Raw genomic sequence first — 16,308 nt, 5'->3', positions numbered from 1 at the left:
ATTATCGCTGGTCTTTCTTATTCTGAGCGATAGAAGCCAATCCAGATAATGTACTAGCGACATTTTTTAAGTCAGGAGAAATTGGCTGTAAACCTGGTCTTACCATCTGATATGCATCTTGATCTGTCACGCTCAAGTTTGGAGTTGTAGACACTTGAACAGACAGGATTTCTTGAGATAGTGCAACCGCCTCTGAAAGTTCCTGAGATGCAAGGCTCATACTTTCAAGCGATTCTTGTTGATAGGCAAGAAGCATTGACTCTGTTCGAGACAAGCTAAGTGACAGAGATTCTGAGACTTGTAAACTATGTGATACTGACTTAGACTCTGAAACACTCTGTCTGTAAGAAAGTAACTCTGAGACTGAAATACTATAAAACTCAGATAAGGAAACTCTCACAATACTTTGACTGAGGTGCTCTGATTCACTCAGGGAAATCGACTCACTCAAACTAAAGGAAGTTGAGATGCTAACACTATGGCTAAGAGATTCGGAAAGACTGATAGAAGCTGAGGTGCTCTGACTAGCCGACTCTGAAACTGAAATTAACTTGCTCTCATATGCAGATTGGGCAACAGAAGCACTAACTGAGAGTGAAGAACTGATCCAATTGTACTCTGAAATTGATTGACTCAAACTTAAAGAAGTTGAAAGGCTTGCACTCTCACTTAATGATTCAGAGATACTGAGACTCTGGCTAAGGCTTTCGGATTCACTCAAACTCAGGGAGCTTGAAACACTCAGGCTTTGACTCAAGGATTCTGAAACACTGAGGCTCTGACTAAGGCTTTCAGACTCACTTAAGGAAACTGATTCACTTAAACTAAAGGCAGTTGAAAGGCTTGCACTCTGACTGAGAGATTCTGAAACACTCAGAGAGAGTGAAGCACTCTGACTAATAGAGTCGGAAAGCGATGTTAACTTGCTTTCCAATTCAGATTGGGCAACAGAAGCACTAATTGAGAGTGACGAACTGAGCCAAGTATACTCGGAAAGTGATTCGCTCAAACTAAATGAAGTCGAAATGCTTGCACTCTGACTCAAGGATTCTGACACACTAAGGCTCTGGCTCTCTTGTTCAGATTGACTGACTGAAATTGACTCACTGAGGCTCAAAGAGAGTGAAGTACTGACACTCTGGCTCAAGGATTCTGAAAGGCTGAGACTCTGACTAAGGCTTTCAGATTCACTCAAGAAAGTTGACTCACTCAAACTGAAGGAGCTTGACGCACTGAGACTTTCGGATTCACTCAAGGAAACTGACTCACTCAAGCTGAAAGAAGTGAAGACGCTCACACTCTGACTGAGAGATTCTGAGACACTAATAGACTCGGAAATTGATGTCAATTGGCTTTCCAATTCGGATTGAGCAAGAGAGGCACTAACCGACAATGAAGAACTTAACCAAGTATACTCGGCAATGGACTCACTCAGGGAGATTGAATCGCTCAAAGAGATTGACTCACTGAGACTGAGAGAAGTTACTGTCCATTCACTCAAAGATTCTGAAAGAGAAAGGGACTGGCTATAGCTAAGTGATTCTGATAGCTGCTGACTCTCCTTGACTGATTCAGATTCAAAAAGAAGTTGAGAAAATGCTTCACTCAAGGATAGAGACTGACTGATGCTCAAAGATTCAGATGCCGAAAGGCTAAGTGAAGTAAATTCAGACTGAGCCAACCATTCAGAAGTAGAGAGGCTCAGGCTAGTACTAAGAGAAATCAAGAAAGTATCTGGCTTATTCTCGTTTACTGAAGGTGAATCAGCTTCCTCCTCATAAACTGAATCTGAAAGACTCATAGAAGCCTCTTCTAAGGCACTGAGAGACTCAGATTCTGAAAGGCTCAGACTAGCACTAATGGATTCTGACAGAGAAGCTGACTGACTATCCGCTACTGAAGTTGAAACAAATTCGCTAAGAAGGATAGAAGCCGACTCGGAAAGACTCTCGCTTGCACTGATAGAAGCGGATAACCATTCACTCTCATAGAGTGAATCTGATTCTGATATACTGAAAGATTCAGATTCGAAAATACTCCAGTACTCAGACTCAGAAAGGCTCTCACTTGCACTGATAGAAGCGGATAACCATTCACTCTCATAGAGTGAATCTGACTCTGATATGCTGAGAGATTCAGATTCAAAGATACTCCAGTACTCAGACTCAGAAAGACTCTCACTGGCACTGATAGAAGCGGATAGCCATTCGCTCTCATAAAGTGAATCCGACTCTGATATGCTGAGGGACTCAGATTCGAAAATACTCCAGTATTCAGACTCGGAAAGACTCTCACTCGTGCTAATAGAAGCGGATAGCCATTCACTCTCATAAAGTGAATCTGACTCTGAAATGCTGAGGGACTCAGATTCGAAAATACTCCAGTATTCAGACTCGGAAAGACTCTCGCTGGTGCTGATAGAAGCGGATAAGGATTCATCCTCAAGAACCAGCTCAGATTCTGAATCTGATTGATCGATAATGTGAGAAGAAGAGTCTAAAGAATAAGTCTCTAATGAATCATTCTCCCACAGCGAATCTTGAAGAGAACTCTCGCTTGTTGAAACAGAGTCACTATCGAAATGTTCAGCAGACAAACTCATTGAGGTCGAAACGCTCATTGATAAGCTTTGGCTGACATTTTTTATCAGATCATCTACTACCAAGCTATTATTGGCTTGAAAATCCTCAAAGTCTTCCATAATAGAAATTGGTTCTGTCTCTGGTTTTAATTCTTCATTAACACCTAACACAACCTGATTCTGCTCTTGGGGTTTTCGGCTAATCGGTTTTAAGATGGCTGCATCCGGATCATAATAATTATCATCCTCCGTCACCAATCGTTTAAACTTCGATATAACGCGCTTAAACCCCTTTGCTTTTGCTTTATTATTCTTACCCATCATAAATATACATTTTCTCCCGAATGCAGTTATATCCTTATTATAAAGTCTATAGCACAATCTGTCAAAACTTTAACCAAAGAAAACCTCTAATTTCCCTGTAGGCTGAACATTGACATAACTAAGCGCCATATTTTTTATAATTTTAAGATTCATGTCTGCATTCATTCTCTTATATGACTCAAAAGCCTCTTTATGAAACTCATATACAGGATTCTTTTGTGCATAACCTTGACTAACCACTAAAGTTTGAAATTGTTGGAGATAGTCAACTTGCTCCACCCAGCAATCATCTACTGCTCTTAGCACTGCAATGCGTTGAAGCTGCCCAAACAGTTCTGAATCCTCAATTCTATCGCGTTTTCGCTGATATTCTTCAATGAAAAGCTTAGATAGAAACTTTTTAACTTGACGAATGTTTGTCACATCTAAATCTCTCGGAATGCCTTGACAATAGTAGCTAATGTTATCCAAAACAAAACGATACAAATCAGCTTGCTCTTTAAATGGATGCTTCTTCATATAGGCGTCCATAGCATCTGATAAAACAGATAAAAAATATTCTAGTTTAAAGTCAGAATGAGCAATAATGTCATTGCGCTTATTATAAATGATTTGCCGTTGAATTCGGATACTTTCGTCATACTGCTCCGTTGATCGTCTTGAAGCAGCTGCCGCATTATCGCTGTTTCTCTGAGCTTCTGTCACCTCATATTTAATACGAACAGATTTTAGATGAACCTTCTGTTTTTCCTCTGGCTTAGCGACTTCTTTCTGATAAAAATCATTGATCCACTTACTGCCAGTCTTGGTGATAATATCATCTTCAAGTGAAACAAAGAATTTACTTAATCCAGGTGCGCCTTGACGGCCTGCACGACCACGAAGCTGCAAATCCACTCGTTCGCTGGACATTCTCTCTGTTCCAATAACCGCCAGTCCGCCTAATTTAGCAACGCCTTCTTCTAGGATAATGTCCGTTCCCCGACCAGCCATAGAGGTTGCGACGGTTACCGCAGAACGGCGGCCAGCCTGTGCAATCATCTCTGCTTCTTTTGCTGCATTGTAGGCATTTAGCACGTTATGAGCAATTCCTTCCTGCAACAGGAGCATGGAGTAAATTTCTGACATTCTTACCGATCCTGTCGCAATCAGAACTGGCTGCCCTTTTTTGTGTAGTTTTTTAATATAATCCAAAGAAGCATAAAGTTTTTGAGGGATAGTTAGATAGATTTCATCTGGATAATCAATCCGTTGATTGGGTTTTCTAGTTGGTACAACGACCACTCCCAAGTCATACACCTCACGAAATTCATCTTCACAGACCTTCCCTGTACCCGTCATCCCCGCCAATTTAGGAAACATCTTGAACAAATTTTGATAGGTAATAGAGGCCATAGAACGTGTTTCTAAGGAAATCTTCACGCGTTCTCTCGCTTCCAAGGCTTGGTGCAAACCAGATTGGAGTTTATTCCCTTCTAAAACTCGCCCTGTTGCCTCATCCATCAGCTTAACTTCGCCATTTTCTACAGTATACTGACGATCTTTTTCAAATAAATGATTGGCCCTTAAGGCCAAATTGATTTGACGGATCAGTTGGTAGTTATTTGGATCGTAGGCATTTTGTACACGGAAGTATATTTCTGCTTCCTTGACACCTTTTCTCGTCAACCAGACTGAAGTCCGAGTCGAATCTAGCTTAAAATCTTCCCCTTCCTTCAAGGTCTTAACAAACTCATCACAGGTAACAAATAGATTGGACTGAACCCGCGGAGAGCCTGATATAATCAGAGGCATCTGTGCACTATCCAAGAGAGCTGCATCAACCTCATCCACTAAACAGAAATAGAATTTAGGCAAGAATTTCTTTGCTTGAGAGGTCGCTAAATTTTCTTCAAGGTAGTCAAATCCCAGCGCACTATGTGTTGTATACACGATATCACTTTGATAAATCCGCTGCTTTTGCGCAACCTTCAATCTTTTAGCTGGATTTTCTGAAACACCAATCCCAACTGTCATTCCTAAGTAATGAAAAACAGGAGCCATTTGTTTAGCATCGCGTATCGCCAAATATTCATTGGCCGTAACCAAGATGGTGCTGTTTCCAGTTAAAGCATTTAAGTACAAGGGCAGAATTGCTGTTAGTGTTTTGCCCTCTCCCGTCCTCATCTCGGCAATCTGATTGTCTTGCATGACTAAGGCACCTAAGATTTGCACATCGTAAGGATAGAGCCCCAAGACACGCTTAGCCGCTTCACGAATGGTGGCATAGGCTTCTGGTAAAATTTCCTGCAGCCTTTCTCCTTTAGAAAGACGGCCTTTAAACCATTGAGTTTTGGACTGTAATTCTTCATCTGACATGGCTGCATAATCATCAGAAAGCTGATTAATCTTTTCTAAGATTTTTTTATACCGCCTTAGTTTAAAGGAATTAGCTAAATGTAATTTTTTAGGCTTCATTCTTTCTCATCCACTCTTCCGTTTTCTCCAAGTCTATTTTTTGAAGCAAAAAAGACTGATCCAACAAATAATCAATTTTGGTTAGTACCCGTGGCCTATTTTTCAGATGGGCATACTCTTTTACTCTAGCTGAATTAAAGCGTTCCAGCAGCAAATCTCTAAATAAAGGATAATTCACCCTATTTCGATAGCGAACAAGAACATGCTGATACTCCAATTCTGGCATGAAATCATCAGTCACTAAAGCATAGGCATTTTCAAATTGCTGTGAGTAAAGCAAGGCTGCGATATTTGAAATCGGCCCATAGCCAGCAAAAGCGACCTTTTCAAAAGAATATTCTCGAGCCAGCTTTTCAATTGTTCCAAGTAAGATTTCGAAGAACTCTTTTTCCATATACAAAAGAGCGTCTTTGTAGGAAGAATTGACTACCAACAAATTTGGAAAATGCTCCCGAACAATTTCTGGAATGTAGCCCGTCCGATTGAAATCAGGCTCTGTAAAGCAAACGTAAATCGTCTCTTGATTGACATCCTTATGCAACAATTTCGAAATCCAATAGCGATCGACAGTATAATCAGCCACACCTTCTTCGGCAATATAGATGCTTTCAAACAAGAAACGATGGCAACCTGAACTCACTAATTGAATTTTATAATGGTGGGTATTGTTCGGAACACGAACGCTCATGGTTTCACCCTGCTTAATGATTTGATTAAAAATCTCCTCATCACGCGCATTCATAAATTCAATCTTTAAGTAGGTCGAATTTTCAGGAAGAGTCTCCAGATGGCTGCCAAAGATATATTTTTCTCCTCGCTTCAATTCAGGAAGCTGACTCGTATTTCGTAAAGCCTGATAGTTTGCCTGCGAATGCCATTCATGAATGACTGTACCAGACGGCATGAACTGATTTTCATATAAAACATGCCCATCTGCTAGCAGCTTCACAGACGATCCATATAGATACTGTGATACACTTTGCATATCCCAATAAGCAAAATAGATTTCTTCCTTGTATCTCACGAATCAAACTTCCTTTCAAAACTATTCACTAATAAAGTTTTATATTGATTAAAGAACCATTCGACAATTCCTTGCGTATCATCATTGTGTCGTCCAGTCAATCCTTTACTAATGACATTAACGCGATAAGCTCGCTTTCCTAGCTCTTCTAGCATATCAGGGTAGGCCGTACCATCGTAGTCATCATGATACATATAAGACACAATAAATTTCGTCCTTGAAAAATCAGCCTCTTTGAATACTGTCCAGAAGTGCTCATTAAGTTGAGCTATTCCTTCCTCTGATAATTCTCCTGTTGTACGAAGCACCAAATCTAAAGAAGTAGGAAAACCTCCAGGACGAATCGTGGATTCATTCTCTGCAATATCGCCTAAATTTACTAAGGGCTTACCGACAATCACTGCATGAGGCTCTAACTTGGAAGCATAATACAGGGCTCCAAAGGTCCCCATTGATAGTCCGGATAAGGTCAACTGGTCTCTTGTAAAGCCTAATTCATCTAAACAGTGATGAATGACCTGAACAAGCTTTTGCTCTAGCTCTTCTGAGCCGAGATAGAAAGCACCACCCTCAGAACGCGGATCTCCAATCAACAAGAAAGGCGCTCCCAAATTGTTCATCATCCAGTATCCCTCAAATCCTTCAGCTGGACGATAACCAGAAAAATAAATATTGAGAGGTGGCTTCAAATCACCAGGATGGAAGTAGTAAATCAATTCCTCCCGATTTTTATCCACAACACGATTTCCACCAATCAACAAGTCGCCATAACCCAAATGAGACTGGCGATGGTGGAATGGTCCAATTTTCACAATTCCTTGCCCCTTCACTTGAACACTGACGCTTAGGTAATAAGAATCGCTGGTATCCAAAACGAGAAGCTTATCAAAAGATTCTTCATCATAAATCCATTCTTGCATAGGAGAATTGCCAACTGGATAACCCTTGATGACATAACGAATTGCGCAATCTTCAGAATTTCTGAACTCTGGCCATAAATCCAAAGGGACGTCTGCGCTCAGAAAGATATTGTACTGATAGGTTGCTACAGTTTGGTAATCCTCACCATATTGGCCACACAGACGGAGATAGTTAGTTCCTTCATAGTTAATCTGACCTGAAAAGGAGGGATTGACGGCTAGATGATTAACACTGAGCTTGGTACCACTTTGCTTGGAAGAAAAGCCCCGTGAAAATAGATACAGCATCTGAGCTGGATCTTCAAAAGTAGACTGAACGGCCCTTTTGCGTAAAAGGAATCTCTCCAAGGTTTTTGTAGTGATTTGACAGCGTTCATGATAAAACAAGCGATAAACCTGAATTAAGCTGTCCAATACTGTAATATACTCAAAATGCTCAACAGTATCGACCAATACAACATCATAGGGCTTAGCAGCCTTCGGTTTCTTCCCATCCTTTTTTAAAATACCAATATCTTCTGGCAAGAGAGACATGATATCTTCTGGTTTAACAAATGTCCATGCGATATTACTAGGAATCTCATATTGGTGCTGCCAATTCTCATTGGCAATCTGTAGGACACTAATTCTGTTCATTTAGCTTTAATTCCTTTATCGTATTTTTCCACATTTCGACAATTTCTCCCCTTGTATACAGCTCAATCCTCTTAACCGAATGCACCAAAGACTGATTCCAGTGTTCCAAATCTGTGAGGTAATACAAGAGTGCCTCTATCAGGTTAGAAATATCATTCATGATCCAACCATTTTCGCCATGCTTCACATAGGAAGAATTATACAAATTCACTTGAGGAATCCCTCCACTGATACCTGCAATTTGGGTTCGGATATCGGCTGGACTTCCCAAATCCAAGATGACGCGAACATACTTCAGAGCCTTCGCCAAATCGGTATCACTATGAATCACTACAGTATCAATTCGCTCTCTGAGGCTATCATCATCTTCTAAGCGTGGATCACCACTCTTAGCAGCCTTATCCTTGTCAACAAGGAGCAATTTTTCTGCATACTTTGTTGATGATAAAGATTCCTCAAGAAACTGTCGAATAGAAGCTTCTCGACCAAAATCCTGACTCTGCGTCCCGACCAATAAGTCAATCCACTCATGTTGCAACATCATATCAAACAAGGAAGTAAAAACATATTGAAGATGATGTTCTGGTAAAGTATCGAAATTGACATAGATGATCAACTCTTTTTTCCGCTGACTATGCCCAAGATTCAACTGTGTGTCATAAGGTGGTATCTCATAATAAGCAGGAAGTTGCTCTTCTTCTACTTCACCCACTTGTTCTGCAATCTTCACGATTTTATCCAAGCTATCTACCACAAAAAATGGGGTATCTTTTAAATCAGACAAAAGCTGTTCTGTATTCGTAATCGGATAGCGATTGCCAAAGAAGGACAGAACAACAAGATGATCCTTCTTAATCTGTTGGAAAAAATGATTATGCTGCACATCTGCTGAAACAATAATCGAATCATCCTTGGTTAAAACAGAAGCCAAATGCTGCTCTAGCTTTTCTTTAACAAGCTCTTCAATATTCTGATAAACATCCTTAGCAAATGTGCCCTGTGCCTCAGGATTGATAATGACCTGCTGGTTATCAGCTGTCAAAAATTCTCTGAATTGCCATATCCCTTGTGCATTCAGATAGTCCTGATAATAAGGCTGATTATGCTCAAAATAGATAATACTGGAGACAAAGCCACGGTCATCAAAAACAAGCTGATAATCTATCTGATTATTTTCAAAATAGGTAATATCAAAAATATTACCTATTTGTGAAAAATTAATCTGAGCATAAGGTAGGTGATCGACGTAAACATCTACAATAAAAGGAGTATAAAAGATTTCTGCTCCCTGCGGCCATTTCAAATCATCCAAACGAATTTTTCGTGCAGGCACGTCTGTCAGACCTTGTATGCTATCAAATAGGTTCCACATTTCATCTGATGAAAGTCTTTGTTGATAAAAGAAAGTCCGAATATGAGGTGAATAATTCAAAATCAGGACAGAGTTGGCTTCTCCTGATTGTTGAAACATCCGCAATAAATTTACGGCATCATCAAACATCATATTTTTCGGTTGCAGATAGAAAGGTAGGGCAGTAGAATACCATTTTCGATCTTGTTTATACCAAGAAGGTACAAAGTAAAACATATCCCTCTATTCTCCTTTTACTTCTAGTTCTTTATGATAATAAGTCCCGATTCTTAAGATTCGTATTTCTTCACGCAAGGGCAAGAGCATGCTGATCAAAATGACTAGTGTGCTTGGCAAGGTCAAAAAGAAACTTGGCAAAGGCAAGAAGAAATTAATAAAATAGGGCAGACCGACATACAAGATGAGATAGATAGCTCCTATATTTGATTGCAAAGAAATATAGTGTTTTAACACTTTTAAGGTTTCTTTCCCAGGCTGAATATAGTCAAAATATTCTCCCTGACGCTGCAAGCGTTTCGCTGTCTCTTCCGGTTCCAAATTGATATAGGCAAACAAAATACCCAACAAGTAAATCGCAACTAGATAAACAAAGAGACCCAAGGGCTTTGTAAAGTCAAACAAATTCCCAAATTTTACTGAAAATCCTTTCCCCGTCCAGTCTAGTAATAATTGGAACAACATCAAGACACTTGTTGCATACATAATGGGCATTCCACCCGAAGGAATGAACTTAATTGGCAAATAAGATTTATCATAGTAGCGACTGCTTAACATGATCCGATTAAGAGGCAGACGTATCTCGGCTTTCTCACACACGACAGCAACAAAGGTCAAGAGAAGATAGGCCAATAGAGCCACAACTAAAATCATTCCTCCTCGGACAGAAGACAAGGATTTCCCAATCAAGACTATTAATTGGTCAGCAAACTGGAGTAAAATCCCTGAAATGATAATAATGGTTGATCCTCCCACTCCCTTACGAGTATTAAGACTTGACAACCAAATAATGATAAAACTGCCTGTCACAACTGTGAGTAAAACTGCTAGATTATAGAGCCAATCATCCACGAGAAGTAGAAAGCGACCATTTCCTCTATAAGCGGTGTACATAATGGCTAGTCCCTGCACAATCGCAAAGAACAAGGTTAGGATTTTTTGAAAGAAATCCGTTTTTTTAAGAGACCAAGCTTGTATATTCCAGCTTTTCTTTAGGTTCATGACTTGCCATACAATCATCGTCGTAATCCAAGGTCCTAATCCCAAAGAAAATACTGAAATCTGAGAAACATCAATTCCTGCCAGCAAATACAAAGCGGCCAAGGGATTGTCTTCCTTTACCCGAAAAGCTTCCATACTGCCATTGTAGCCTGGAAGCAAGATATGTCTTCCTAATATATAAATAGCAATGATGAACAGTGTAAAGAAGATTCTCTTTCTAAAAATATTCTGACGCTTCTTTTTCTTAAGACCAAAGTGCTCCATTTATTATCCTTTATTTGTATTTTGGACTTGCCCAGAGTCCTCTTTTCATACATAAACTTGTCTTTTAAGCCAAAGACTTAAGAAAGCAAGCCCATTCCATAGAATTATAGATAAGGAATCAACTTGCTTTCTCTATTTTGATTACAAAATGTGGGGCAGTTCGTCATTTAATTAAAATCTGATCGAATTTTTTCCACCATTTCCTGATAATTCTCATGTGAGAATACTCGCTCTGAAACCCCTTCTGTTTGTACATTATCAAAGGCATAAACAGGCTTACCAGACTCTTGAAACTCTCTAATTACAGTATCGAATTTCTGATCGTGATTGATATCAAGATAAATGTCGCTGCTCGCCAGTAAATCTCTCAAAGGATATGGCAAAATTGCAGGGTGCAAACGAACATTTTCATAAGCCATCAGTTTGAGTAACTTATCAGACATCTGTGTATAGGCAGCAATATGAAATAGACAGTTTGGTAATGCACTCACCAAATCTTCAATTCCCTCTAACCTATCTGAGTTTGTCAAGGTTACACAGTGGAGATCAAAGCCTTCATCCCTCTGTTTAATAGCTTTCTCGACATCAAATTCATCTGTCTCAATAATTGTAGACCAATCAAGAGAATTGTAAAACCACCATACTTCACGCAGACGCATGTTGGAAACAGTGTTCCATGGTTTTTGACCAGAAATATAATGCAAAACAGCAGGTAGTGGAGAAAGTGGAATTTCGAAAATCCAGTCATGCTTATCTAGCGCAGCTCCCATGTCAAAACCGATTTGAAAATTGTAAGTATCTTCCAAATCAAGTTTTTTGCCCTCAAACATCAAATTCAAGATAGACTGATCACCTTCAGTAAAATTGGCTAATTCTCTATCTGTCAACTCAACCAATTGCTGAGCCATGTTTTCTTCACGCCAACGCTTATTATTGATGAGCATCATTCCAGAATTAAAGCCAAAGCCTACTCCATATGTCGCGCGAGTCGTTGCTACATAATAATCCTCCAGATCTATCTCAAAAAGATGGTCCAGATTTCGTGTCACAACAATATCACAATCTAAATATAAGACTTTATCTGCTGCAACGTAATTCGGTATAAAATAGCGCCCATAGGCCATGTAGTTGATATGAGCGTAAGTCCCAGCTTCCCATTTCGATTTCACCTGATCGTCAATCTGGTCATTAAACAATTTCACATCGTTCAACTGACTGCCAGATGCTTCTACCTTCCGACGCGTATAGTAAAACCATTCTTGAGGAATATCCTGATTGAAAACATAAATATCTAGATTTTTATGATGACAGCAAAGAGATTTTATTGTTGTTTCAATCTGTCTAATATACCCGTAATCTCCCGAAACCACAATGGCTTTTTTCTTTTCCAAAACACTACTCCCACTAAGCTTATTCAATTCTCTAAAAAAATCGCTACTAGGGTTTATTATACCATAAATTCCGCCTTTATTCAAACACCTTCTTGGAAGCTGGACCTAACTTTTCTAGCCTTACACATAGAGGTGAAAGCTAAGCAGGCAAAAAGAAGAAAGCTTGCTATAAGCTCTTCTAATATATCCATCCTTTTAAAATCAGACAGCCGCCACCTGTAACGTCTTTAAATAGGTGCTGAACATGCTATCAAATCTTATAAAATTAGGCTATCCCGAAGAATTAGCCGGTATTTTATTGAGAAAAATGGACTGGCTTTTCGCCAGTCCACTTACCCTACTTACATCACTTAGTTATTATGCACCCGATTCATGTATTCGGTATAGGATTCCGTTTGCATCAGTTCCTTAGCATTTTTAACCCGCTCGGCAGTCGGTGGCTTCACCCCTTCCAGTGAATAAGGAATACCCAGCTCCCGCCATTTGAACTCTCCCATAGTATGATAAGGAAGGATTTCAAACTTATCAACGTTCTTTAGTGTTTTGACAAATTTACCTAGCTCAATCAAGTCCTCATCACGGTCCGTTAAGCCTGGCACCAGAACGTGACGAATCCACACTGGCTTCCCGATATCTGAGAGATATTTTGCACAGGCCAGGATGTTTTTATTAGTCTGGGTAGTCACGATCCTATGCTGCGCTTCATTAATTTCTTTGATATCCAGCAAAACCAAATCCGTCACTGCCATCAGTTTATTAAACTTTTCTAGGTAACGAGGCGTATTTCTAAAAGGCAGGGCGCAAGTATCCAGCGTACAATGTATCCCCAGCTCTTTGGCCTTGGTAAAGAAGGCAATCAAAAAGTCAATTTGTAGAAGTGCCTCTCCCCCGCTGACGGTAATGCCACCTTTATTGCCCCAGAAACCTTTGTAACGAAGGGCTTCTTGTAAGATATCATCCACAGTCCGCAGTTGAGACTTGTTAGTCTCCATCTCCCAAGTATCTGGATTGTGGCAATATTGACAACGCATATGACAGCCCTGCAGAAAGACGATGAAGCGGATACCTGGTCCATCCACTGCCCCAAAACTCTCTGTAGAGTGCACCATTCCTGTTACTTTCCCATAATCAATCGCTTCTTCAACCATAATAATCCTCTTGTACCTGAAAACGTTTTACTATAACTACATTATACCACGATTCGAGTGAAAATAGATAGATTCTGCCTATTTTTTAGAAAATAAACTGTTTTTCAGTTTCATTTTCATTGTGTTACAACAGATAAAGTCTCCCATTTTTCTTAAAATTGCCTCTCTCCGTTTCCAGCTTTCTCCATAAAAAAAGCCGCCCTAGAGCCGACCTGACACATAGCAGTTTAGCTAAATGGGTTAATGTTTAGCGAGCCAATTTGTTTGGCTCGCTTTTTTCGTTATCTAGTCTCCCGATGAAATTGTAGTAAATGTCAATTTGGATAATGCGATTGCGTTTCGTGCCAGTTGGTTTATGAATCACAATCTTGTCAATCAGCTCATTCACTATTTCAACGGTTAGTTCTGGTAGCTCTGTATATTTGGAAATTCTCGCCATAAACTTGGAGATATTAAGGCTATCTTCTTGTTGTTTGGCGAGTTTTTCGGTTAAGTCAGAAATGGAAGTTTGAAGTTGTTTCTGTTCTTCTTCATAGCTCTGACTTAACTTAACAAAGCGTTCATCTGAAATTTTACCAAGTAGATTGTCTTCATAAAGCTTCTGAATGATGCTGTCAATCTCTTTAGAGCGGTGTTCATCCTTTTGAAGTTGCTGGCGCTGGCGTTTGTTATCTTTGCTGAATTGAGCTTGGCTTTGCTGTTCTAGCTTCTTCAAAAAGGTTTCTTGGTCTAATTGGCACTCGTGGATAGTTTGACGAAGTTTGTCGCTTACAATCTCAATCAGGGCGGATTTTTGAATGTAGTGTGGATTTTCGCAATCATCAATCGGCTTACGGTAGCCAGAACACTTGTAATGGTCATTATTTAATCCGTTTTTTTCTTGTGGGCAAAAATAATGCTTTCGCCCACAAGTTCCACAAAAAACTAATCCAGCAAACAAGTTTTCATGACCAGCCCGATTTTTATACCGTTGATTAGATCGCTTATGACTCCTCATCTTCTGAACAATATCAAAAGTTTCTTGGTCGATTATTGCTTCATGGGTATTCTTGAAAACAAACCAATCCTTCTTTGAGTTATCCACCTTACGCTTGTCTTTATAAGATTTTGTACGTGTTCGAAGATTAACAGTATGCCCGAGATATTCTTCACGTCCTAAGATAGTGCTTAGGGTTTCTCGCGTCCAAAAATACGGCAAAGTTTCCACATTTGGGCTGGAAGAGATAGACTTCAAACCGATTTCTATTCGGTGGCGGTCTGGTTTAAAAATTTTGTCACTTTCTAACCCTTTTGAAATCTCTGAGAGACTTTTTCCGCTTTTCGCTTCCTGAAAAATCCGCTTCACGACTTCGCTAGCAACTGGGTCAATGATCCAATTTTTAGGGTTGTTTGAATCTTTTAGATAGCCGTAAGGTGGGTTAGTAGTTACTCGCTCGCCAGCTTTGGCTTTAGCTTGCACCACCGCGCGAATCTTCTTGCTGGTATCCGCTGCATACATTTCATCCATTAAACTCTTGATTGGCAAGAAAATAGAATTAGTTTCATTAGGCTTATTCGAATCTACACCATCATTTAAAGCAATAAAGCGGACATCAAAGCTTGGGAAAGTAATTTCCGTTAGTTGACCAACCTTGATATAAGAGCGCCCCAAACGGCTTAAATCCTTTACAAGAAAGTTCGAAACTTGCCGATTTTCTACCAAACGCAGAGCTTCCGAAATAGCTGGACGGTCAAAATTTGTACCACTAAAGCCATCATCGACAAACAAAATAGGATTAGAGAGATTTTCTCTTGTAACTACATCAAGCAGGATTTTCTTCTGATTGGTAATTGAGTTACTATCTCCGTCCAGTCCATCGTCTTGACTTAAGCGACAATAAACCACCGTAATATCTGAAAGCTTCGAAGTATCTACTTGTCTATAATCTGAAATTGTCAAAGTTCTGTTCATGTGTTTTTCTCCTTTTGGAGTTCACACACCTTATACTTCTATTATACCATTTTTGCTACTGTTAAAGTAGTGATTTATCGCTTAGAATCAACCTTTCTAGGACATTTTCAAGATGGCGATTTCCAGTAAAACGGTGACGGATTAAGTAAGTCGTTCGACCAATTCGACAAATTTCATCGGCGGTGCATGAGGGGCGGTTTGAGTCTCTATCTTGATTCTTTTGATTCATTATCTATTCCTCCCTTGATATAATCTGGGTATTCTTCCAGCGTTATGACAGTGAACAGTTCCCAAAAATTGTATAATTCTTTTTGAATCGCTTTCGAAATCGCCAGCTTACGCTTGTCATCTGGCACAACCCACAAAACATAGGGGAAAACTTCCTTCTGTCGTTGTTCAATACCTGAACGGTAGTATTTAATATATTTCTTACAAGTATTTACAATGCGTGCAAGGCTTTCAGTGCTTCGGTCTATTTCCAGAAAATAATGGTCTTCGTAATCGTGATTGACTAGCTCTAAATAAGCGTCTGGTCTCAAAGTCATTCCAACACCAGAAAGTTTTTGGTAGCTACGCCAAGAGTTTGGCTCAAAGGAAAAAGTTTCAAGCGACAGTTTTTCTGAATTTCGAACAGCCTCCAGTGTCTCAACAAAGATTTCCGTAATCGCCAAAGTGTGTTCAACGTGGTGCTGGGTTGGCTCATATTTATTTTTATAGCGCAAGACAATACTGTCATCTTGACTTTTAAGGAGCTTTAGCCCTTGAAAAGTAATTTGCCAAACATAAGAGGCAGAGCCATGGCGTGCGCCACCAATTCGCCGTTTTAAGTGTGAAACCAATCCAGCTTTCTTCAGACTTTGAAGTGCAAAATTAGCCCGACGAATAGCGGTTTCAAATCGAGCGCTATCCGCGAAAAAGAGTCTGGCTAGTTGGTTGGTGGTGGCATATCTTGCTTGACTCAAAAAATAAAGAATTTGTATGTCGTTATCTGTTTTGTAATTCCATTTCATCTGTTTTGTTCT

Annotated in this window: 10 protein-coding genes; all 10 read right to left on the bottom strand. The window is 39.7% G+C overall.

The genetic code is table 11. The features are described 5' to 3' along the window. Position 1: 1 nt before the first annotated feature. Positions 2-2,905, bottom strand: a complete 2,904-nt coding sequence (locus D8872_RS00720; RefSeq protein ID WP_260471652.1) for a hypothetical protein — start codon at positions 2,903-2,905, stop codon at positions 2-4. Positions 2,906-2,974: 69 nt separating this feature from the next. Next, on the bottom strand, positions 2,975-5,362 hold the full coding sequence (secA2, locus tag D8872_RS00715; RefSeq protein WP_125389607.1) for an accessory Sec system translocase SecA2: 2,388 nt from the start codon (positions 5,360-5,362) through the stop codon (positions 2,975-2,977). Beyond that, entirely contained in the window at positions 5,352-6,386 is a 1,035-nt protein-coding gene (gene asp3 / locus D8872_RS00710; RefSeq protein WP_125389606.1) for an accessory Sec system protein Asp3, read from the bottom strand. Before asp3 ends, secA2 begins: the two co-directional genes overlap by 11 nt. Continuing rightward, complete coding sequence (gene asp2, locus D8872_RS00705) at positions 6,383-7,942, bottom strand: accessory Sec system protein Asp2 (RefSeq protein WP_125389605.1); 1,560 nt, start codon at positions 7,940-7,942, stop codon at positions 6,383-6,385. The genes asp3 and asp2 overlap by 4 nt, the downstream gene beginning before the upstream one ends. Continuing rightward, positions 7,929-9,530, bottom strand: coding sequence for an accessory Sec system protein Asp1 (gene asp1 / locus D8872_RS00700; protein WP_125389604.1), 1,602 nt, complete (start codon positions 9,528-9,530; stop codon positions 7,929-7,931). Before asp1 ends, asp2 begins: the two co-directional genes overlap by 14 nt. A 6-nt stretch (positions 9,531-9,536) precedes the next feature. Beyond that, positions 9,537-10,796, bottom strand: coding sequence for an accessory Sec system protein translocase subunit SecY2 (gene secY2, locus D8872_RS00695; protein ID WP_125389603.1), 1,260 nt, complete (start codon positions 10,794-10,796; stop codon positions 9,537-9,539). A 167-nt stretch (positions 10,797-10,963) separates the two neighbouring features. Further along, the gene (locus D8872_RS00690) at positions 10,964-12,187 is read right to left on the bottom strand and encodes a glycosyltransferase (RefSeq protein WP_125389602.1); all 1,224 of its coding nucleotides are present in this window, start codon (positions 12,185-12,187) and stop codon (positions 10,964-10,966) included. 350 nt (positions 12,188-12,537) lie between these two features. Then, positions 12,538-13,335 (bottom strand): pyruvate formate-lyase-activating protein, encoded by a 798-nt coding sequence (pflA, locus tag D8872_RS00685; RefSeq protein ID WP_061910806.1) that lies wholly within the window; start codon positions 13,333-13,335, stop codon positions 12,538-12,540. 247 nt (positions 13,336-13,582) lie between these two features. Then, positions 13,583-15,286 carry a recombinase family protein gene (locus D8872_RS00680; protein ID WP_125389601.1) on the bottom strand — a complete coding sequence of 568 codons (1,704 nt, stop codon included), beginning with the start codon at positions 15,284-15,286 and terminating at the stop codon, positions 13,583-13,585. Between the two features lie 206 nt (positions 15,287-15,492). Beyond that, the gene (locus tag D8872_RS00675; RefSeq protein ID WP_125389600.1) at positions 15,493-16,296 is read right to left on the bottom strand and encodes a replication-relaxation family protein; all 804 of its coding nucleotides are present in this window, start codon (positions 16,294-16,296) and stop codon (positions 15,493-15,495) included. Positions 16,297-16,308: the final 12 nt, after the last annotated feature.

It is taken from the genome of Streptococcus cristatus, assembly GCF_003943815.1.
Taxonomy (GTDB): Bacteria; Bacillota; Bacilli; order Lactobacillales; family Streptococcaceae; genus Streptococcus; species Streptococcus cristatus_F.
Note: the sequence above shows the minus strand (reverse complement) of the source record. Positions and strands in the feature narration are given on the sequence as shown.